This window comes from Alcaligenes faecalis (genome assembly GCF_002443155.1).
In the GTDB taxonomy this organism is placed as follows: Bacteria; Pseudomonadota; Gammaproteobacteria; order Burkholderiales; family Burkholderiaceae_B; genus Alcaligenes; species Alcaligenes faecalis.
On sequence record NZ_CP023667.1, the window covers coordinates 881,358 to 902,788 of the forward strand.

The 21,431-nt window shown below is 56.8% G+C and carries 16 protein-coding genes and 2 tRNA genes; 12 read left to right on the forward strand and 6 right to left on the reverse strand.

Going from position 1 to position 21,431, the window contains the following annotated elements; translation table 11 throughout:
• Nucleotides 1–30 precede the first annotated feature (30 nt).
• A complete protein-coding gene (locus CPY64_RS04045) occupies nucleotides 31–996 on the forward strand; it encodes a hypothetical protein (RefSeq protein ID WP_042484483.1) in 966 nt (321 codons plus the stop codon).
• 216 nt (nucleotides 997–1,212) lie between these two features.
• Here CPY64_RS04045 and CPY64_RS04050 read toward each other — a convergent pair.
• Together CPY64_RS04050 and CPY64_RS04060 are read right to left on the reverse strand one after the other, a co-directional pair.
• Nucleotides 1,213–1,289: transfer RNA gene (locus CPY64_RS04050), tRNA-Met, on the reverse strand.
• 825 nt (nucleotides 1,290–2,114) lie between these two features.
• Nucleotides 2,115–2,191: transfer RNA gene (locus tag CPY64_RS04060), tRNA-Met, on the reverse strand.
• A 72-nt stretch (nucleotides 2,192–2,263) separates the two neighbouring features.
• On the opposite strand from CPY64_RS04060, the gene scpB reads away from it, so the two are divergent.
• From scpB to CPY64_RS04110, 10 genes are all read left to right on the forward strand, one after another.
• Nucleotides 2,264–3,304 (forward strand): SMC-Scp complex subunit ScpB, encoded by a 1,041-nt coding sequence (scpB, locus tag CPY64_RS04065; RefSeq protein WP_080723740.1) that lies wholly within the window; start codon nucleotides 2,264–2,266, stop codon nucleotides 3,302–3,304.
• 2 nt (nucleotides 3,305–3,306) lie between these two features.
• Entirely contained in the window at nucleotides 3,307–5,136 is a 1,830-nt protein-coding gene (gene rluB / locus CPY64_RS04070; RefSeq protein WP_042484211.1) for a 23S rRNA pseudouridine(2605) synthase RluB, read from the forward strand.
• A 334-nt stretch (nucleotides 5,137–5,470) separates the two neighbouring features.
• Nucleotides 5,471–5,962 (forward strand): ribosome maturation factor RimP, encoded by a 492-nt coding sequence (rimP, locus tag CPY64_RS04075; RefSeq protein ID WP_042484488.1) that lies wholly within the window; start codon nucleotides 5,471–5,473, stop codon nucleotides 5,960–5,962.
• On the forward strand, nucleotides 5,959–7,443 hold the full coding sequence (nusA, locus tag CPY64_RS04080) for a transcription termination factor NusA (RefSeq protein ID WP_042484214.1): 1,485 nt from the start codon (nucleotides 5,959–5,961) through the stop codon (nucleotides 7,441–7,443). Before rimP ends, nusA begins: the two co-directional genes overlap by 4 nt.
• A gap of 67 nt (nucleotides 7,444–7,510) precedes the next feature.
• Entirely contained in the window at nucleotides 7,511–10,567 is a 3,057-nt protein-coding gene (gene infB, locus CPY64_RS04085; protein ID WP_042484218.1) for a translation initiation factor IF-2, read from the forward strand.
• A 3-nt stretch (nucleotides 10,568–10,570) separates the two neighbouring features.
• Nucleotides 10,571–10,984: a 30S ribosome-binding factor RbfA gene (gene rbfA, locus CPY64_RS04090; protein WP_009457603.1), complete on the forward strand. Its 414-nt coding sequence runs from the start codon at nucleotides 10,571–10,573 to the stop codon at nucleotides 10,982–10,984.
• 33 nt (nucleotides 10,985–11,017) lie between these two features.
• Entirely contained in the window at nucleotides 11,018–11,770 is a 753-nt protein-coding gene (gene truB / locus CPY64_RS04095) for a tRNA pseudouridine(55) synthase TruB (protein WP_042484222.1), read from the forward strand.
• A gap of 3 nt (nucleotides 11,771–11,773) precedes the next feature.
• The gene (typA, locus tag CPY64_RS04100) at nucleotides 11,774–13,591 is read left to right on the forward strand and encodes a translational GTPase TypA (protein ID WP_042484227.1); all 1,818 of its coding nucleotides are present in this window, start codon (nucleotides 11,774–11,776) and stop codon (nucleotides 13,589–13,591) included.
• A 361-nt stretch (nucleotides 13,592–13,952) separates the two neighbouring features.
• Nucleotides 13,953–15,143: an NAD(P)/FAD-dependent oxidoreductase gene (locus CPY64_RS04105; protein WP_042484230.1), complete on the forward strand. Its 1,191-nt coding sequence runs from the start codon at nucleotides 13,953–13,955 to the stop codon at nucleotides 15,141–15,143.
• Between the two features lie 14 nt (nucleotides 15,144–15,157).
• Nucleotides 15,158–15,616: a DUF1641 domain-containing protein gene (locus tag CPY64_RS04110; RefSeq protein WP_171902905.1), complete on the forward strand. Its 459-nt coding sequence runs from the start codon at nucleotides 15,158–15,160 to the stop codon at nucleotides 15,614–15,616.
• A gap of 75 nt (nucleotides 15,617–15,691) precedes the next feature.
• Here the strand turns inward: CPY64_RS04110 and hisM are convergent, their stop codons facing one another.
• The 4 genes from hisM to CPY64_RS04130 form a co-directional block, all read right to left on the reverse strand.
• Nucleotides 15,692–16,393 (reverse strand): histidine ABC transporter permease HisM, encoded by a 702-nt coding sequence (hisM, locus tag CPY64_RS04115; RefSeq protein ID WP_042484233.1) that lies wholly within the window; start codon nucleotides 16,391–16,393, stop codon nucleotides 15,692–15,694.
• Entirely contained in the window at nucleotides 16,393–17,082 is a 690-nt protein-coding gene (locus tag CPY64_RS04120) for an ABC transporter permease (protein WP_042484236.1), read from the reverse strand. Before CPY64_RS04120 ends, hisM begins: the two co-directional genes overlap by 1 nt.
• A gap of 16 nt (nucleotides 17,083–17,098) precedes the next feature.
• On the reverse strand, nucleotides 17,099–17,893 hold the full coding sequence (locus CPY64_RS04125) for an ABC transporter substrate-binding protein (protein WP_042484239.1): 795 nt from the start codon (nucleotides 17,891–17,893) through the stop codon (nucleotides 17,099–17,101).
• Nucleotides 17,894–17,995: 102 nt separating this feature from the next.
• The gene (locus CPY64_RS04130) at nucleotides 17,996–18,664 is read right to left on the reverse strand and encodes an LOG family protein (RefSeq protein ID WP_042484241.1); all 669 of its coding nucleotides are present in this window, start codon (nucleotides 18,662–18,664) and stop codon (nucleotides 17,996–17,998) included.
• Here CPY64_RS04130 and polA point away from each other — a divergent pair.
• Nucleotides 18,663–21,380 carry a DNA polymerase I gene (gene polA, locus CPY64_RS04135; protein WP_042484244.1) on the forward strand — a complete coding sequence of 906 codons (2,718 nt, stop codon included), beginning with the start codon at nucleotides 18,663–18,665 and terminating at the stop codon, nucleotides 21,378–21,380. The two genes, CPY64_RS04130 and polA, sit on opposite strands and share 2 nt — an antisense overlap.
• Nucleotides 21,381–21,431 lie beyond the last annotated feature (51 nt).

The window sequence follows — 21,431 nt, forward strand, 5'->3', positions numbered from 1 at the left end:
TCGCCTGTGCTTGCCCAATACGAGGAATTCATGAAGAAAATTGCGTTGACGCTGGGTGCCGTGATGGTGCTGGCGAGTTCGGCTCAAGCAGGTCCTGCTTGTGAGTATTTGCGTAATCACGTCGTCTTGCAGCCGCAATTCGGCGATGAGTTGCAGATGCTGGATCAGGATGGAGCATGTCTGGTTCAGAACGGACAGTTGTCGGCCGGCTTTTCATCGATGCTGCTGGCCTTTGATGAGCTGATCCTGCGTGATGAGGGTTTGGCAAAACTTTCCGAGCAGCAAGCTATTCCTGATTCCATGGATCTACGAGTAAGCGGAATCTACGTTCTGACAGGGCGTTTGCCAGGGCAGGACTACGTGATGCGCCTGCAAGCCAAGCCCATGGATTTTTCCCTTAAGTACAAGTGGGACTCGGCCTCGGCGCAACTGGATGTGGAGCAGCTCCGACTGCGCAGCAAGTACCTGCGTGAGGTTCGTGTTCAGGCTCAATTCGAGATTCCATCGGCAGCAGGACGTTCCTTGGGCGCGGATGAGCTGGAGCAGGTGGAGCTTAAAAGCCTGAATCTGTACCTGGATAATCAGAATCTGATCCAGACCATGGTCATGCCTGCATTGGTCTTGAACATGAGCATGTACGAGGACCCGCGTCCCGCCGTCGAGAAGGCCTTGTTGGCAGCCCGTACTTCCGTGCAGCTGATGCCTGACTCGGTGGCTGATCGGGATAGTCGCAATGCCTTGCTGGCCTTCATCGCCCAACTTCCCGCACCCGAGGGACGTTTGTCACTGGAGATGAACATGGACCCGCCTTGGCCTGCAGCACGCCTGGAGTCTGGCTTGTCTGTGGATCAAATGCGTAAATTGATGTCCGGCCTGAAGGTGAAAGCCAGGTTCGATACAGGGCAAGAAGTCCCCTCTGCCTATGTCTGGCTGCGTGATCACCTGCGTTATGGCTTGAAGTTGTTTGGCCTTGGCAAGGCCGACGCATCGAATTGATCGGCACCAAGCACTGTTGGCTGTCAGGGCTGGCAGTGCTTTTCTGGCTTTTACGATTGATAGTGAGGGTGCTGTTCAACACACGCTATGGCTTAGGGCGCAAGGCGTGTCCGGGGCGTGCTGCTTGCTTTGTCGCAAGCGGCGGGAAAGCCTGGTAGTGTGAGCGCCGGAAGCAGGACAAAAAAAACCGCCGCATAAGCGACGGTTTTTTAAATTTGGTTGCGGGGGCAGGATTTGAACCTACGACCTTCGGGTTATGAGCCCGACGAGCTACCATGCTGCTCCACCCCGCGTCAGAAAAGTAACTATAACATAGTTTTTGATTATGTACATAGTGTGGCGTGTTTATTTCATTAATATTTGGCGATTGTCGCCGGGAAGGGCATGAAGGCAGGATAAAACGGCCCTCAATTTTCTTGCGTCTTGCTGGTCGCAATGGTGTAATACGGACTGTGCTTACAGGTTCAGCCGGATTGGCATTTCTAAAAGCTCAAACGCGCAAGCGGCTCCCTGTATAGCGACCAGTTCTTGATGGCTGGCATCTGGCTTTGATAGCAGTCGGCTCCCCTACTAGGCGGGATGTCCCGGCAAAACGAATTTCTCTGTTTCTGGCTTTGCTTCAGGTTTAGGCAATCGATAACCCCTGCGGTGGTCTGTTGGTGCCTTGATGTTGGCATTTGACAATGTAGACCTGTCGCCCCGATCAGTTATTGCCCCAAACGTTGTTGTGCTGTTTTCGCGTTCCGCCAATCAGGAGCGCCAATTCAAATCCAGTCCGATAGGGCTTGCGGACATACTCATCATCAGCATGTGTGCTTACACAACATTTTTAATTGCTTTTAAAGCGGCTGTTTCTGGTTTGAGCCAGGGCGGTGGGCTTGCGTGCGCGTCCGGCCCTGTACAAGGCCCGGTGGCGACCATAGTGGCTCGGGTGCGTGCTGTGGCCGCTGTGGTGGCCTTTGCTGTGGCTGGGATTGTTGCCGCGGTGCTGATGGCTGGTCTGCGTGCCCTGGCTATGGGCTGCGCTGCGCGCAAGATTGAAGATCAAAACGGCGGGCAACAAAAAAGCCAGCGCGAATTGGCTGGCTTGTTTGATTCTGCTAAGCAGTTCCGGATGATGGTTGCGGGGGCAGGATTTGAACCTACGACCTTCGGGTTATGAGCCCGACGAGCTACCATGCTGCTCCACCCCGCGCCGGAAAAGATAAATATTAACATGGAATTTTTGCTTTATGCAAGTATCGCCAGAAAGTGAGGCTTCCCAGCAGTGACTGAAAGTGAAATAATCCGAGTCCTGGAGACGGCTTTGCTGTGTGCGCAGCAGCCCATGAACAGCGCCGAGTTGCGCAAGATGTTTGTCTCCCCGCCGCTGAGCGCGGATGATCTGCGCCGTTATCTGGCTATCTTGCAACTGGATTGGAAAGAGCGTGGCCTGGAATTGGTTCAGGTCGCCTCGGGTTGGCGCTTTCAAAGTCGCCCGGCCATGCAAGTGTTTTTGTCCCGCCTCAGTCTGGAGCGCGCGCCCAAGTATTCGCGGGCCGTGCTGGAAACCTTGGCGATTATTGCTTGGCGGCAACCCGTTACCCGTGGGGATATTGAGGACATACGTGGTGTCAGCGTATCGACTCAAATTGTGCGCACCCTGGAAGATCGGGGCTGGATTGAAGTGCTGGGCTATCGTGATGCGCCCGGACGCCCGGCATTGCTGGGAACGACCCGTCAGTTTCTGAACGATCTGGGTCTGCGTTCTTTGGATGAATTGCCTTCGGTTGAAACTCTGGATTCCCTGGATGTGCTGGCGTCCTTGCCAAACGGGCAGGCGGCATCGGCTGATCAGGAGCAGGGCAAAGAACAGGGTCAACAGCAAGATCAAGAGCAGGATCAAGAACTGGACCTGCAACAGGGTCAGCAACCGGATCAACGGCAGGGTGAAGATCATCAGGGTCAGAACCAGGAGCAAGCGGCAGAGCAGGGCGCAGAGCACGAGTTTGCCTTTGCAGCAACGCAGCAGACGGGTTCCGAAGCAGGGCAAGAAATAGAACAAGAAGCAGAGCAAGACGCTGCTTTGGAAGTGAGCATGGAGCCGCTACAGGCCTCTGTTGCTCAGCTTGAGCTGGAGTCCGAACCGGATTCCGAGCCAGGTAGTCAGGACGATTTGCTTGAGGCGGCTCCAGAGGCGGAGCGGCCACAAACTGAACAAGCTGAAGTGAATACGACACCGGACCCCGTGGATGAGGCCCAGGCTACGGCTGGCCTATCGGATATACAGGCACCGGATGAAATAAAAAACTCTGGAGTAAATGATTAAAAATGACTGATTCGCACGAGACGAACACAGCCTCCATGTCGGACGCCTCTGGCGCGGCCGACCCCAAGAATCCCCGCGCGAAAGGCCAAGGGCGCAAGTTGCGCACCCCGTTTCGCCGCCGTCGTGGCGATGCCACGCAAGAGTCGGCTCCCCGTCAGAATGAAGAGGCCCAGGCGGCCGCTCCTAGTGAGGCCAAGGCCCGTCCTGCTCGCCCACAGAATAATCGTCGCAAACCCGCCCCGGCTGGTCGTCGTCAAGATGCACGCGGTGGTGCTGGCAAACGCCAGGGCAGCGCGCAGGATGCTCGCTATTCGAACCCGGTTGATGACGCGCCGGTTGTGATTCTGGATGGGGATGACGACATCGCATTCAGCCACCTGGACAAGCAAAATCGTCTGTCGCAGCGCCTGGGTAAATACATGGGCAGCGAGCTGGTGCAGCCTAAATTGCACAAGGTGCTGGCCGAGGCCGGTATCGGTTCGCGCCGCGATATGGAAGAGCTGATTGTTGCAGGCCGTGTTTCCGTGAATGGCGAGCCTGCTCATATTGGTCAACGTGTCAGTGCAGACGACAAGGTGCGTATTAATGGTCAATTGATCAATCGGGCCAATACCAAGCGCCCTCCGCGCGTGATTCTGTACCACAAGCCCGCTGGCGAAATTGTTACGCACGACGACCCTGAGGGTCGTGCCACCGTGTTCGGTCGCCTGCCTTCCCTGAAAGTGGGCAAGTGGTTGTCTGTTGGTCGTCTGGATTTGAACACCGAAGGTTTGTTGATCTTCACGACATCGGGCGATATTGCCAATCGCATGATGCATCCACGCTACGGTGCCGAGCGTGAATACGCAGTACGTGTTCTGGGCGAGCTGAGCGAAGAGCAAATGCAGTCCATGCGTGATGGTGTGCAGCTGGAAGACGGTGTGGCCAAGTTCGGTTTGATCGAGTTTTTGGGCGGTGAGGGCAGCAACCGTTGGTATCGCGTCACAATTCATGAAGGTCGTAACCGTGAAGTGCGTCGCATGTTTGAAGCCATGGGTGTGACGGTCAGCCGTTTGATTCGTACCCGTTTTGGTGATGTCGGTCTGCCTAAAAACCTGCGCCGTGGTCGTTGGGAAGAGCTGGATGCCGATGTGGTGATGGCATTCATGCTGCGTCTGGGCCTGGTGAAGGAATCGGATGACGAAGGCCCGCACCAGCGTCGCGAACGCCAGCCACTGTCTCACGATAGCGCCTTGCCTCCCGGTTTCGGGACGCTGGAGCACAATGGTCTGAGCGGTGCTCGCATGGGTCGTGGTGGTCGTGTGGCTGGTCGCGGTCGTTCCTCGAACAATGTGCGCGTGAATGAATCCGTCAGCGGCGCCTTGTTCATCAGCGGTGGTCTGGCCAACGGTCATCCCGATGGTGGTCGTCGTGAACAGGGTGGTCACGGACGTGGTGCTCCACGTAGCGGCCAGGGTGCTCGTGGGCAGCAGCGCGGTCGTTCGGCAGAAGGACGTTCTTCGGAGGCTCGTACACACGAAGGTCGCGGTCGCGAGGGGCGTTCGCAGGAAGGTGCCCGTGTGCATAATGGCCGCCGCCCAGCACGTGGCGATCAGGCGCGTGGTGAGCAAGGTCGTGGTGATCAGGCCCGTGGCGGTCACGCTCGCGGTGCTCAGGAAGGACGTGCGCCTTCAACCCGTCGCGGTGCTTCCGATCGCGCCGGTGCCGGGCAAGCGCCCAGGGCGTCTGTGAAGAAAACAACGGTGGTGCGCCGTGTCAGCCGTCGTGATGACGACTGGCAGCCAGCCAGCTCGGCAGCCCATGAATCCCACTTGGGACGCGGGCGCCGGTAAAGCCAAGTCGCACGGACTTTGAGTTTGTGGCCCGAACCCTGCGGTTTGGGCCTGTAAGGCCGTGTGAATGCACGTATTTTCCGGTTTTCTGGTAGAATATAGAACTTGGCTCAGAGACGTTTGTGTCGGCTGGGTCTTTTTTGATGCTGCGCGCCAGCGAATAGGGCGGTCTTTCAAGGCAAAGTCAAGGTAAAGACCGCGTGGATCATCCGGTTCGGTTGCGCCTGCAACTATCCCGATTTGACGTTGGCAATGCGCAAGACCAGGGCCCGCTTGACTCTCAAGTGTGCATGGTGACCATGGGCTGGCGTACAGCCCATTTTTTTTGGATTTTATGGCAGACATTCTGGCTTTGGCACAAGAGACCCTGGCGGGTACCGAGTACGAACTGGTGGACGTGGAGCGTGCGCCGCTAGGCTTGTTACGCATCATCATCGATCACCCGGAAGGGGTGCGTATCGAACACTGCGAATGGGTGTCTAAACAATTGTCGCGCGTTTTCGAAGTGGAAAACGTGGACTACAACCGCATGGAAGTGACCTCGCCGGGGGTGGATCGCCCTTTGCTGCGCATTGGCGATTACGTGCGTTTTGCGGGCAGTCGGGTGCAGGTGCGCCTGCACGAAGCACTCGATAATCGGAAAGTGTTTGTGGGTACGCTCCACGCTCCTGAAGGGGCGCTACCGGCTAGTGTTCCGCTGGATACCGTTTTTAGGCTGGAACTGGACGAAGCATCGGGCAAGCTGACGCAGGTCGAATTCACCTATGACCAGGTGGATCGTGCCAAATTGGATCCCGTTCTTGATTTCAAGGGTAAGAAGCGATGAGTCGCGAAATTCTATTGCTGGTCGATGCGCTGGCGCGTGAAAAATCCGTAGCGCGTGATGTCGTGTTCACCGCGCTCGAAAGCGCTTTGGCTTCGGCCATGAAAAAGCGCTTCAAGGAAGATGTCGATATCCGTGTGGAAATTGACAGGGAAACTGGCGCCCACGAAGGGTTCCGGCGCTGGTTGGTTGTGCCTGATGAGGCCGGCCTGCAAGAGCCCGATAAACAGGAAATGTTGTCGGACGCCCAGGAAATCGATCCCGAGCTGCAAGTGGACGATTACATCGAAGAGCCGCTCGAACCTATCGAGTTCGGTCGTATCGGTGCCCAGGCGGCCAAACAGGCCATTTTGCAAAAGATCCGCGACGCCGAGCGCGAACAGGTTCTGAACGACTTCCTGGAACGTGGTGAAACCATTGTTTCCGGTACGGTCAAGCGCATGGATAAGGGCGATGCCATTATCGAAATGGGCAAGATCGAAGCACGTCTGCCTCGTTCGGAAATGATCCCCAAGGAAAATATCCGCGTGGGCGATCGTGTTCGTGCCTGGGTTCAGAAAGTGGATTACGCAGCACGTGGCCAGCAGGTCATCCTGTCGCGTACTGCGCCTGACTTTATTAAAGAACTGTTCGAGAACGAAGTGCCCGAGATCGAACAGGGTCTGCTGGAAATCAAGGCCGCTGCCCGTGATGCGGGTGTGCGCGCCAAGATCGCCGTTATTGCTTATGACAAGCGCATCGATCCTATCGGTACTTGCGTGGGCATGCGTGGTTCGCGCGTGACTGCGGTGCGCAACGAGCTGGGCGGTGAGCAGGTCGATATCGTGTTGTGGGCGGATGATCCGGCCGAATTTGTGATCGGTGCTCTGGCGCCGGCACACGTCGAATCCATTTTGGTGGACGAAGACAAGCACGCCATGGACGTGGTGGTAGACGAAGAAAACCTGCCCAAGGCGATTGGTTCGCGTGGTCAGAACGTGCGTCTGGCATCGGAGCTGACCGGCTGGCAGATCAACATCATGACACCGGAAGAAAGCCGCAACCGTCAGGACGAAGAGCGCGAAGAATTGCGCGCTACCTTCATGTCCCGTCTGGATGTGGATGAAGCCGTGGCCGATATTCTGATCGACGAAGGGTTTACCGGTCTGGAAGAAATCGCTTATGTGCCCATGCAGGAATTGCAGGACATCGAAGCCTTTGACGAAGAAACCGTCAACGAGCTGCGTGCCCGCGCCCGCAATGCACTGCTGAGCGAGGCCATCGCCAAGGAAGAATTGGTACAGACCGCGGTCAAGGAACTGGCAGGAGTCGAGGGCATGACGCCCGAGCTGATCGCCGTACTGGCCGAAAACGAGATTACAACGCTGGATGAACTGGCGGAACTGGCAACGGACGAGCTGTCCGAGATGACCGGCCTGGCGCAAGATGCGGCCAGCGATCTGATCATGCGTGCCCGTGCCCACTGGTTTGACGACGAGGCCTGATATGTCTAGCTAGGTCCCGCGCGTTGTATTCATTAAGAATAGTTGTAGTAAAGCAAGAGAGAGTCGAATGTCGAGTAACACTGTCGCCCAGTTCGCTCAAGAACTGAAAATGCCTGCGAATGTTCTGCTGGAGCAGTTGCGTAGCGCAGGTATTGAGCTCAAATCAGTTGATGACACCATCACTGATTCGGATAAGGCGAAGCTGCTTGAATCGTTGCGCCGCTCGCACGGCAGTCAGGAAGGCAACAAGATCACCCTGACTCGCCGTCAAACATCGGAGATCCGTCAGGATGACGGGTCGGGTCGCTCCCGCACGATTCAGGTGGAAACACGCAAAAAACGTGTGTTTGTAAAGCGTGATCCCTCCGAGCTGGTGGCAGAAGCCAATGCGGCATTGGCACAGGAAAATGCAAAGGAGCAAGCTGCTCAGGCCCAGGCGGCCAGTCAGGAAAAACCGGCTGTTGAACAGGCGCCTGCCGCGCCTGTCAGCGAGCCCGTCGCTCCTGTGGCAGCCGCTCCTGAAGCGCCTGTGAAAGAGCAAGCCCCTGTGGAGTCCAAGCCTGAGCCCAAGCCAGAGCCTGAACCCGAAGTGGTCGCTGCTCCCGAGCCGACTCCTGTTGCTGAGCCCGCGCCCGAACCTGCTGCTCCTGCAGAGCCCGTTGTGGCTGCCCAGGAAAATACTAAGAAACCCGAGCCTCAGCCTCAGGAACAAGCACCTGCTGCAACGGAACCCTCCGAAGCCGCGGCAGCGCCTGTTCAGGAAAAGGCCGAATCGGCTCCCTCTCCTACGGCCCAAGAAAAGCCCGTGGAACCTACTAAATCTGTAAACGACGCCCGTCAAGCTAACTCTGTGAATAAAAATCAGCACCCTCAAGGGACTAAAACGCCCACTTCGACTGGAAAACCTCGGGATATGGCCGCCACTGGTCAGCGCCGTGCAGTGCGTGGCCCGGTGATTCCGCCTGTTGCCGCCGATGTGGAGCAAGACCAGGATCGTGATCGCGCCCGTAAGGCCGCAGAGGCAGAGGCCGCTGCTTTGCGCGATATGTTGAACCGTCCTCGTAAGGTCTTGCGTGCTCCCGAGCCAGAGGCTGATAGCAAGGCAGGTGCCAAGGGCGCTCAGAAGAAAGACGCCAAAGGCTCGAAAACTGACAAGGCTCCAGGCAAACCCGTCAAGACCGACAGCACGCCTGGCTGGACCAACGATGCCAGTCGCAAGAAGCAGCCTTCCAAGGCTGATGTGGCTTCCGCCGGTGCCGGTGGTGGTCGCGAAGGCTGGAAGTCCAATGCCAAGGCTGGTCGTGGCAAGGGCGGCCGTGGTGGCCGCAATGCGCAGGCCGAGCGTCGCGAACCGCAAGTGGCAGAATTCATTGCCCGTGAAGTGCACGTGCCTGAAACCATTTCGGTCAGCGATCTGGCTCACCGGATGGCCGTCAAGGCTGCCGAGGTGATCAAGCATCTGATGAAGCTGGGTCAGATGGTTACCATCAACCAGGTGCTGGATCAGGAAACGGCCATGATTCTGGTCGAAGAACTGGGTCACAAGGCAATTGCCGCCAAGCTGGACGATCCTGAAGCCTTCCTGGTGGATACGGATGCCCAGAACGACGCCGAACTGAAGCCCCGCGCGCCAGTGGTAACCGTGATGGGTCACGTTGACCACGGCAAGACCTCGCTGCTGGACTACATCCGTCGCGCCAAGATCGCGTCGGGCGAAGCCGGTGGTATTACGCAGCACATTGGTGCTTACAACGTTAAAACGGATCGCGGCACTGCCACCTTCCTGGATACCCCCGGTCACGAAGCCTTTACGGCCATGCGTGCTCGAGGTACCAAGGCAACAGACATTGTGATTCTGGTGGTGGCCTCCGATGACGGCGTGATGCCTCAGACTCGTGAAGCGATTCACCATGCTCGCGCTGCTGGCGTACCGCTGGTGGTGGCGATCAACAAGATTGATAAACCTGAAGCCAACCCGGAACGCGTCAAGCAGGAACTGGTGGCCGAAGAAGTGGTGCCTGAAGAATACGGTGGCGATGTGCCCTTTATTCCTGTGTCGGCCAAGACCGGCCAGGGCATCGACGAATTGCTGGAAAACGTGCTGCTGCAAGCCGAAATGCTGGAGTTGAAGGCTCCGGTTGACGCACCAGCCAAGGGTACGGTTATTGAAGCCCGTCTGGACAAGGGCCGCGGTCCTGTCGCCACCATCCTGGTTCAAAGCGGTACCTTGAATCGTGGTGACAGCGTGCTGGTTGGCGCTTCCTTCGGTCGCGTTCGCGCCATGCTGAACGAAACCGGCAAGTCGCTGAACTCGGCAGGTCCGTCGATTCCTGTGGAAATTCAGGGTCTGACCGAAGTGCCAGCCGCGGGTGACGAACTGGTTGTGATGGCCGACGAGCGTAAAGCCCGTGAAATCGCTTTGTTCCGTCAAGGCAAGTTCCGTGATGTGAAACTGTCGCGTCAACAGGCCGCCAAGCTGGAGTCCATGTTCGACAACCTGGGCGAAGGCACGCAAACCCTGTCGCTCATCATCAAGACCGACGTGCAAGGTTCGCAAGAAGCGCTGGTGCAGTCGCTGGTCAAGCTGTCTACCGACGAAGTGCGTGTGGTGGTTGTACACGCGGCCGTGGGTGGCATCTCCGAGAGCGACGTCAACCTGGCTATTGCGTCCAACGCGGTGGTGATCGGCTTTAACGTCCGTGCCGAGCAAAGCGCCAAGAAACTGGCTGAAGCCAATGGCATTGACCTGCGTTACTACAACATCATTTACGATGCGGTTGACGAGGTCAAAGCGGCTCTGTCCGGCATGCTGGCTCCCGAGCAGCGCGAAGAAGTCATCGGCATGGTTGAAATTCGTGAAGTCTACAACGTGTCACGTATTGGTAACATCGCTGGGTGTATGGTTACCGAAGGCGTGGTCCGTCGCGACTCGCAAGTTCGCTTGTTGCGCAACAACGTCGTGCACTGGAGTGGCTACCTGGATTCCCTGCGCCGCTTCAAGGACGATGCCAAGGAAGTGCGTTCCGGCTTCGATTGCGGTATCACGCTGCGCGGCAACAACGACATCCAAGTGGGCGACCAGCTTGAGATCTTCGAGATCAAAGAGATCGCCCGGACACTGTAATTTATGGCACGACACAAGTCCAAACCAAACCCAGGGCGCAATCTGCGCCTGGCCGACCAGATCCAGAAGGATCTGGCGGTCCTGATCCAGCGCGAGATCGACATGACCCGCGCTGGTCTGATTACCTTGACCGGCGTGGAATTGTCTCCCGACTACGCTCACGCCAAAGTGTATTACTCGGTGCTGGGCGCCGAGCCCGAAGTCGCCCAGGCGGCTTTGACCGAGAAGGCCGGTTGGTTGCACTCGCTGCTGTTCAAGCTGCTGCATATCCATACCGTTCCTACTCTGCATTTTCATCACGACCGACAGTTGGAACGCGGCATGGAGCTCTCCAAGCTCATCGACAGCGCCAACCAGGCCGATAGCGAATTGACTGGCTCTGCTTCCAAATCGGACGAGCCAGACGAACAGCCCTGACGCGGCTGTTGTTTCTTCACGGATTGACACACGATGGCTACGCGAAAACGCGGGCAGTTGATTGACGGTGTGCTGCTACTGGACAAGTCCGACGGAATGTCCAGCAACCACGCCTTGCAGCGTGCTCGCCGCACTCTGGATGCCCGCAAAGCTGGCCATACTGGAACCCTGGACCCGTTTGCAACGGGCCTGCTGGTTTGCTGTTTTGGCCGGGCTACCAAGATTTCCGCCACGATGCTGGAAGCAGACAAAGCCTATGAAGCTACCTTGCAGTTTGGGCAGGAAACCGATTCAGGTGACTTGACCGGCAATGTGGTGTCCCAGGCTCCGGCAGATTTTGCCGGTGTCATCCTCGAGGCGCTGGAAGCAGTACTACCTGCTTTCCGAGGACCCATTACCCAGGTGCCGCCCATGTATTCCGCGCTCAAGCGCGATGGCAAGCCCCTGTATGAATATGCCCGTCAGGGTATAGAGCTGGAACGTGAGGCACGACATCTCGTGATTCACGATTTGCAGGTGCAAGACTTTACGCCGCAATCGGCGCGTCTGTTTGTACGTTGCAGCAAGGGAACCTATATCCGGACCCTGGCGCAAGACATTGGACGTGCTCTGGGGTGTTTTGCCCATCTGACGGCCTTGCGCCGGACAGAGTTAGGACCTTTTCATATCGACGACGCCTACACCCTGGACGGGTTGCAGGCGATGGAAGACCCGATGTCGGCCTTGCTGGCCATCGAGAGCTTGCCTACCGAGATTTTGCCCAAAAAACTTCAATCAGAAGGATGAGTTATGAGACGCGCATTGCGCAATGTGGCCATTATTGCCCACGTTGACCACGGGAAGACCACCCTGGTCGATCAATTGTTGAGACAGGCAGGTACGTTCCGTGACAACGAACATATCTCCGAACGTGTCATGGACTCGGGCGATATCGAGAAAGAACGCGGTATTACCATTCTGGCGAAGAACTGTGCCGTCGAATACGAAGGCACCCACATCAACATTATCGACACCCCCGGCCACGCCGACTTCGGTGGTGAGGTCGAGCGCGTGCTGTCCATGGTTGACGGCGTGCTGTTGTTGGTGGACGCGGTTGAAGGCCCCATGCCTCAAACCCGTTTCGTGACTCGTAAAGCTCTGGAACTGGGTTTGCGTCCGATTGTGGTGGTCAACAAGGTTGACCGTCCCGGCGCCCGTCCTGACTTCGCGATCAACGCCACGTTCGACTTGTTCGACAAACTGGGCGCGACCGACGAACAGCTGGACTTCCCCATCATTTACGCATCGGGTCTGTCGGGCTACGCCGGTTTGACCGAAGATGTGCGTGAAGGCGACATGCGTCCTTTGTTCGACGCGATTCTGGAACACGTTCCTCAGCGTGAAGATGACGTCAACGCACCTTTGCAGCTGCAGATCTGTTCCCTGGACTACAGCTCCTACGTGGGCAAGATCGGTGTAGGCCGTGTGAACCGTGGTCGCGTGCGCGCGGCCCAGGACGTGGTCGTGAAATTTGGTCCTGATGGCGAAGCTATCAAGGGCCGCATCAACCAGGTTCTGAAGTTCAAGGGTCTGGAGCGTGTGTCGGTAGATGAAGCCGAAGCCGGCGACATCGTGCTGATCAACGGTATTGAAGAGCTGGGCATTGGTTGCACGGTAACCGATCCTGCTCACCAGGAAGCGTTGCCTTTGCTGCGCATTGACGAGCCTACCCTGACCATGAACTTCATGGTGAACACCTCGCCTCTGGCCGGCCGTGAAGGCAAGTTCGTGACCAGCCGTCAGCTGCGTGACCGTCTGGACCGCGAATTGAAGTCCAACGTGGCTTTGCGTGTGAACGAAACCGACGACGATACCGTGTTTGAAGTGTGCGGTCGCGGTGAGTTGCACCTGACCATTCTGATCGAAAACATGCGTCGTGAAGGCTATGAAATGGCCGTATCGCGTCCACGCGTGCTGATTCGTGAAGAGAACGGCGTCAAGATGGAACCCTACGAGCAACTGACCGTGGACGTCGAAGACGGCCACCAAGGTGGCGTGATGGAAGAACTGGGTCGCCGTCGTGGTGACTTGCAGGATATGGTTGCCGATGGCCGTGGTCGTACACGCCTGGAGTACCGTATTCCCGCCCGTGGCCTGATCGGCTTCCAGGGCGAGTTCATGACGCTGACACGTGGTACTGGCCTGATGAGCCACACCTTTGACGAGTTCCGCCCCATGCGTGAAGGCGCGGTTGGCGAGCGTCGTAATGGCGTGCTGATCAGCCAGGACGACGGGGATGCCGTGGCCTACGCCTTGTGGAAACTGCAGGATCGCGGTCGCATGTTCGTGTCCCCCGGTGATGCCCTGTACGAAGGCATGATCATTGGTATTCACAGCCGCGACAATGATCTGGTGGTTAACCCCATCAAGGAAAAGAAACTGACCAACGTGCGCGCTTCCGGCAAGGACGAGCACATTGATCTGGTTCCGCCTATCCGCTTGAGCCTGGAATACGCCGTGGACTTTCTGGATGATGACGAGCTGGTTGAAGTGACTCCCAAGTCCATTCGCCTGCGCAAGCGTTATCTGAAGGAACACGAGCGCCGTCGTAGCCAACGCGAAAGTTGATTTTTCGGGTTTAGCGATACGAGAAAACGCCTGCTTGATGCAGGCGTTTTTTTTATTCTATATTGTCTGGGTCAGGTCAGATTTCCAGAAATTATTAAAAAGCTGGGGCGCATGCATAATCGCCCCAGCTTGATTTTTAAAATCAGCAGAGGGTGTGAGATAAATAAAATTGATTAAGCAGCTTATCAAAAAGAGAGTGCTGTTTTAATTTTGGCTTAATACCTGCTTGATACAAACTGGCTGGACACATTACCAAGCTCGCTTTGCGAAGTCTCAGTTATTGCTGTGTATCATCCTGTTTTTGCTGGATTTTTTTGATTAAGGATGCTCTGCGCAGTTTCCCCCATTAAGGAGAATACTGATGGTGCAGCATATTGTGATTGTAGGTGGTGGTATTGGCGGTACGATGACCGCCAATCATCTGGTGACCAAGCTATACCCGGAAATTCGCTCTGGTAAAGTCCGCATTACCATGTTGTCCAATTCCCCCTGGCATTATTACAAGCCCGCTTTTATGTACGTGGCTTTTGATGCTTTTTTCAGGGACGAGCTGCGACGCCCCCAAATTTCCCTTTTACGTCCCGAAATTGATTTCCAGCTGGAGGAAGTCACTGGTTTCGACTTCAAGGCCAGCCGTCTGCACTGCGCCAGCGGCAAGAAGATCGACTATGACTACCTGGTTCTGTCTACCGGCTGCGTCCCCTCACCGGAAAAAATCGAAGGCCTGAAAGAGGGCGGTGATCATTTCTATCAGCATGCGCCCGCGCGCCAATTGGCGGACCGCCTGAGCAAGCTGGAAAAGGGCCGTGTGCTGGTAACGGTGACTTTCCCAAAGACCCATAACGTTCCCCACCAGTGCGGTATCGCGCCGGTAGAAACCACCTTGATGCTGGATGAGTATCTGCGCCGCCGTGGTGTGCGCGACAAGGTGGAGATTGCCTACACCTATCCAACGACCTCTCAGCTTTTGCGCAACTGCCTGTTCATGCAAAACGAGGTGTGTCAGGTTTTGCCGCCCATTTTTGAGGACCGAGACATCAAGCACCAACGCGGCTTTACCTTGAGCCGGGTGGACCCTGAACGCAAGATTGCCTATTCCGAAGAAGGCGCAGAAGAGCCATTCGACCTCCTGATGGCAACTCCTCCCATTACGGCCGTGCCCGCCGTTCGTGACTCGGGAATTTCTCAAGCAGCCGACAACGAAGGCTGGGTACCCACGGATCACCAGACAATGAAAGTGCTGGGCCTGGACAATGTGTATGTACTGGGCGATACGGTGGACTTGCCTATCAGTAAAGCCGGTGGTTCTTGTCACAATCAGTCTCCCGTCGTCGTTAATAACCTGGCCTCGGAGCTGCGTTTCGGACGCACTTGTGACGAATACGATGGCCGGGTGGTGGCGGTGGCACAAATGGGTCTGGAGGGCGGCATGCCGCTCTGGTACGACTACAAGGAGGATGTGCATCCTACGCCGCCCACCAAGCTGGGTGGCTTGCTGCGCAAGGGTTTTAACCGGGGTATTTACTGGGCCGTGGCCCGTGGCTTGGTCTAATTCAGGAGAGACAGATGAATTCGGTATCGGATAAATCCTTGAATCCCGGTGATGCGGGCGCTGCTCAGAAGGCCCCTTCCGCTCTGGAAAGCCTGCTGGGAGAAGATCCAGGCATCAAGGGCCTGGATGAGTTGATCGGTAAGATCGAACCCTTGCTGGCGGGTGGTCGTTTGAATCGGGTGGTGGATGCGGTGTCCCTGCTGGTCGATCTGGTCGATATGAGCGACGACTATATGCTTGAAAAGCTCATGAAGGGCTTTGAGGAGGGCGTAGGGGCCGCCTGGTCGGTTGGAAACGCTGCACGTATGGCTGCGGACCAGGTGAGGGCTACCGAGACCACCCCGACCCTGATGGGGCTTATACGCCTGGCCAAGGAGCCGGAAGTGCGACGTGGTCTGACTTTCTTTCTGATGATGGCCGGTGTGATGGGGCGCCAGATGCGCTATCAGAACCTGGACCATATGGGGGATTGATACGGTAGCTGTATCGCTAAAGAAAAATGGGCCGCTTTTGCAAGCGGCCCATTTTTTTACTCAGTACCTCAGCACTTAGTGATTCAAAAATGCCATCTGGCGTTTTTCCACAATACGGAAAGCACCCACCAGAATGAAGGACACGCACAGGTAAATCAGTGCAGCAATCCCGTAGGAGGTGAAGGTCTGGTAGGTGGCCGCATTGGCATCTCGCGCGATCTTGAGCAGGTCAGGAACCGTGGCGGTAAAGGCCAGCGAGGTGGCATGCAGCATCAGCACCACTTCATTGCTGTAAGCAGGCAGGACACGGCGCAGGGCTTGCGGCAGAATCACGCGGCGGTACAAGGTCCAGCCGGACATGCCATAGGCGCGGGCCGACTCGACTTCGCCGGGCGGCATGGAGCGGATGGCGCCGGCAAAAATCTCGGTGGTATAGCCCACGGTATTCAAGGTCAGTGCCAGAATCATGCAATTGAAGCCGCTCATGAAGAAGGCTTCCAATGCAGGCACGGATTTGACGATGGCCAGCTTGTACATGGCGGTGTAGATCAAAAGGATCTGCACATACAAGGGAGTGCCACGGAAAAAGTAGGTGAAGGCACCGATAGGGCGCGACAGCCAGGCTTTGCCCGAGACACGGCCAATGGCCATGAAAATAGACAGGAAAAAGCCGATCACGACCGAGATCACCAGCAGCCACAGTGTCATGGCCAGGCCCGAGAGCTGACCATTGCTTTGGTACAGGTAGGCGCGCCAGAATTCGTTCAGAACATCCATTAGAACTGCGCTCCTTTCACGCCAATGTTGTAGCGTCGTTCCAGGTAGCCCAGCCCGATATTGCTGACGGCTGTCAGGCCCAGATAGATCAGGGCGGTGATGCCGACAAACAAGAAGGAGTTGAAGGTCGCGTTACCAGCGTTTTGCGCAATCTTGACCACATCGCTCAGGCCGATCAGGGACACCAGCGCGGTGGATTTGAGCAGGATTTGCCAGTTGTTGCCCAGCCCGGGCAATGCGTAGCGCATCATTTGTGGAATCTGGATGCGGTGCAAAACCTGCCAGGCGCTCCAGCCACAGGCCTTGCCGGCTTCCATCTGGCCTTTGGGGATGGCCATCAGGGCACCACGGAAGGTTTCGGCAAAGTAGGCACCATAAATAAAGCCCAGCGTGACCACACCGGCGCCAAAGGGATCGATCTCGATCATGTCCCATTCCAGCCAGTCAGTCAGCTCGTTCAGCCAGATTTGCAGGCTGAAAAAGAACAGCATCAAGAGCACCAGGTCCGGGACGCCCCGGATCAAGGTGGTATACAAACCGCCCACCCAACGCAGCAGCGAGGCGCGGGACAGTTTCATCAGGGCAGCGACCAGACCCAGCACCAGGGAAACCAGCAGTGAGAGCACGGCCAGTTTGATGGTTTCCCAGGTGCCGACCAGCAACTGCGGCCCATAACCGTAAAGCAACATGGTTCAGGTATCCAGGTCAGGGCGCGATGCGAATGTTTTCTTTTTGGAAGTACTTGTCGGCAAAGGTTTGCATGGTGCCATCGGCCTTCATTTCGCGCAGAACTTCATCAACGGTTTTCTTGAGTTTCTTGTTGCCCTTGCGAATGCCCATGGCGATAGGCTCGTTCAGAATTGGGCTGTCGTCCACGGTGCTGCCGGTCAGCTCAAAGTCGGCACCGGCCGGTTTGGTCAAAAAGCCTTCAACGGCGTTTTGCGCTTCCTGGAAGGTGGCGTCCACACGGCCACCGGCCAGGTCATTGAAGGCGTCGGTGTAGCTGGGGTAAGCCACAATGGTCACACCGTTATTGGCCCAGTTCTGACGCGCATAGGTTTCCATGGTGGTGCCTTGTTGCACGCCGACACGCTTGCCTTTCAGGGATTCGGCGGTGGGTTCCAGACCGCTGCCTTTGCGCGCAGCCAGGCGAACCGGCACGATGTACATGGGCTCGCTGAAGTCGATCACCTTGGCACGTGCCTCAGTAGCCGTCATGGTGGAGTTGGCCAGATCGAACTTGCGTGCTTGCAGGCCAGGGATCAGGCTGTCAAAGGACTGGTCGATCCACACGCACTTGGCGTCCAGGCGCTTACAGATTTCGTTGCCGATGTCGATGTCAAAGCCTTGCAGCTCGCCACTGGGGTCCAGAAACTCGAAGGGGGGGTAGCCCGCTTCAGTGGCAAAACGGATTTCGGACGGCCCGGCTGCATGGGCAGCAGCGGGCACCAAGGCACTGCAAAAAGCCACCATCAGGAGGCGGGCAAGCATTTTGTTCATGTGGAGGACTCCGGCAAATATCGACTAGCTTGTGGCATTCAATACAAATTCGGCCCTGCTGATGGAGGGCCGAAGAAAGACTGCAAATTTAACCCGTACGCCTTACTGGGGCAATGCGGGTTCCGCCCTAGGCAGTACGCAGCACTGGTTGATGTAGCCCATGACCTCGTCCAGATCGTCGGTCAGGACCAGCAAATTCAGGTCTTTGGGGCCGATCAGGCCCATCTCCATCAATTGCTCACCAATCCAGTCGAGCAGGCCGGACCAAAAGGAAGTGCCGATCAGTACAATGGGTGCGGGTGGGACTTTGCCCGTTTGGACCAAAGTCATGACTTCAAACAGCTCGTCCAGGGTACCGAAGCCGCCAGGCAGGGCAATGTAAGCCCAGCTGTGCATGAAAAAGGTGGCCTTGCGCGAGTAGAAGTACTCGAACTGCAGGCTTTGTGTCTGGTACGGGTTGTTGGTGGTTTCGTGGGGCAAGCGTATATTCAGGCCAATACTTTGCCCGCCTGCTTCGTACGCGCCTTTATTGGCGGCTTCCATCAGGCCAGGGCCGCCGCCTGCAATCAGGGTGACGCCCGCTTCGGCCAGACGACGACCCAGTTCCTGGGCCAGTTCGTAGTAAGGATGACCGGGTTTGATGCGTGCGCTGCCGAAAACACTAACGCCAGCACCCATTTCTTTTAATGTATCGACCGCAGTTTGCAGTTCCTTCATGATGGTAGGAATCTGCTCAGAGGCCGGTAAACGGACGATTTTATTGTTAGACATGAAAAAAACCTTGTTGCTCGTTGATGGTTCCAGCTATCTGTACCGAGCGTACCATGCGATGCCCGATCTGCGAAACGCGCAAGGCCAGCCTACAGGCGCCTTGTACGGGGTCATCAATATGCTGCGCCGTCTGCTACAGGATTATCAGGCGGACTATATGGTATGCGTTTTCGATGCCAAGGGCCGCACATTCCGGGACGATCTGTACGATCAATACAAGGCTAACCGGCCCTCCATGCCCGAAGATATGGCAGTGCAAATAGAGCCTATTCACAAAGCGGTACGCGCCATGGGCTGGCATCTGATTTGTCAGCCTGGCGTAGAGGCCGACGATATCATCGGCACGCTTTCCCGTCTGGCGGCTGAAAATGGCATCGAGACGGTGGTGTCTACCGGGGACAAGGACCTGGCCCAGCTGGTCAATGAGCATGTGCAGCTGGTCAATACCATGAGTAACGAAAAGCTGGATGTAGAGGGCGTCACCAGCAAGTACGGCGTACGCCCAGATCAGATTATCGATTATTTGATGCTGATTGGCGACACTTCGGACAATATTCCCGGCGTGCCCAAGGTGGGCCCCAAGACGGCCGCCAAGTGGCTGGCCGAGTATGGCAGCCTGGACGAACTGTTGCAGCATGCCGACAAGATCAAGGGGGTGGCCGGCCAGAACCTGCGTGATTTCAGCTCCAACTTTGACATGACGCGCAAGCTGGTCACGGTCAAACTCGATTGCGAGGTGCCTGGTTTTACGGGGGATTTCGAAGCCTTGGAGCCGGAGCCCCGCGACAATGCCGTGTTGCAGGATATCTACGAAACCTATGGGTTCCGTAGCTGGTTGCGTGAACTGACGGCTGATCCCACGCGCGTGCCCGCCCAGGATGCGCGTGTCGAGGCTGAAACGCCTGCAGCCCCCGCTGAGCTGGATTACCAGACCGTCACGACTAAAGAACAGTTGCAGTCCCTGTTAAGCCTGCTGGAAAAGGCCGAGCTGGTGGCGCTGGATACGGAAACCACCTCCCTGGACCCCTTGATGGCGCGTCTGGTGGGCTTGTCGGTGTCGGTCAAGGCCGGTCAGGCTTTTTATGTGCCGGTGGCCCATCGTGGCTCGCTGGATGTGGAACAGCTGGATAAAGACTATGTGCTGGAAACCCTGCGCCCCTGGTTGGAAAACGCAGAGGCGGCCAAGGTCCTGCATAACGCCAAATACGATACTCATGTCCTGCTGAATGAAAAAGTCAGCCTGCGCGGTATCCGCGAGGACACCATGTTGCAGGCTTATGTTCTGCAATCGCACAAGCGTGTCGGCATGGAAGAGCTGGCCTTGCAATGGCTGGGTCTGAAAGGGGCGTCTTACGAGGATATTTGCGGCAAGGGAGCCAAGCAGATCGGCTTTGATGAAGTGGATATTCCGGTGGCTTCGCAATACGCCTGCGAAGATGCGGACTACACCCTGCGTCTGCATCAGTGCCTGCGTCCCCAAGTGGCCAAGGAAGAGGGGCTGGAGCGCATTTACCTGCTGGAAGTTCAGGCCTCGGATGTGCTGACCATTGTGGAGCGCAATGGCGTCAAGATTGATGTGCCTACTTTGGCGCGCCAAAGCCACGAGTTGGGTCAGAAAATGCTGGAGCTGGAAAACAAGGCCTACGAACTGGCCGATCAGCCCTTCAATATGAACTCCCCCAAGCAAGTGGGCGAGATTCTGTTCGGCAAGCTGGGTATTCCGGTGGTTCGTAAAACGGCCAGCGGTGCCCCCTCTACCGATGAGGATGTGCTGACCCGTTTGGCTCAGGATTACCCCTTGCCGCAGGTACTGCTGGAGTACCGTGGTCTGGCCAAACTCAAGTCCACCTACACGGACAAACTGCCCAAAATGGTGAATCCGGACAGTGGCCGCGTGCATACCCGTTATGCACAGGCTGCCGTCATTACGGGGCGTTTGGCGTCCTCCGATCCTAACTTGCAGAACATTCCGGTGCGTACGGCAGAAGGTCGCCGTGTTCGTGCCGCCTTCGTGTCCGAACTGGGCAAAGTGGTTTCGGCTGACTATTCCCAGATCGAATTGCGTGTGATGGCCCATGTGTCGGGCGACGAAAATCTGCAGCAGGTGTTCGAGCAGGGCGGGGACGTGCACACGGCGACCGCTGCCGAGATCTTCGGTGTGGATGCCAAGGACGTCAGCTCTGATCAGCGTCGTGCGGCCAAGGCGATCAACTTTGGTCTGATCTACGGCATGGGCGAATTCGGCCTGGCCAGCAATCTGGGTATTACTCGTGATGCAGCCCGTGCCTATATTGATCGTTATTTCGCTCGTTATCCTGGCGTGGCCAGCTACATGACGCGCATCAAAGCGCAGGCGCACGAGCAGGGTTATGTGGAAACCGTGTTTGGTCGCCGTCTGTGGCTACCTGAACTGAAGGGCGCGAAAGGGCCACGCATGGCCGGTGCAGAGCGTGCCGCCATTAACGCCCCGATGCAGGGCACTTCGGCTGACCTGATCAAGATGGCCATGGTGGCTGTGCAACGCTGGCTGGAAGAAAAAGGGCTGCGTACGCAGATGGTGATGCAGGTACATGACGAATTGGTATTCGATGTACCCGAAGACGAGCTGGATGTCCTGCGTGAAAACTTGCCGGGCCTGATGTGCAATGTGGCCAAGCTGGATGTGCCGCTGGTGGCTGAAGTCGGCGTGGGCGATAACTGGGAACAGGCTCACTAAGGCTTCTTGGCAAGCTAAAGAAAAAAGGAAAAGGCGACCTGATGGTCGCCT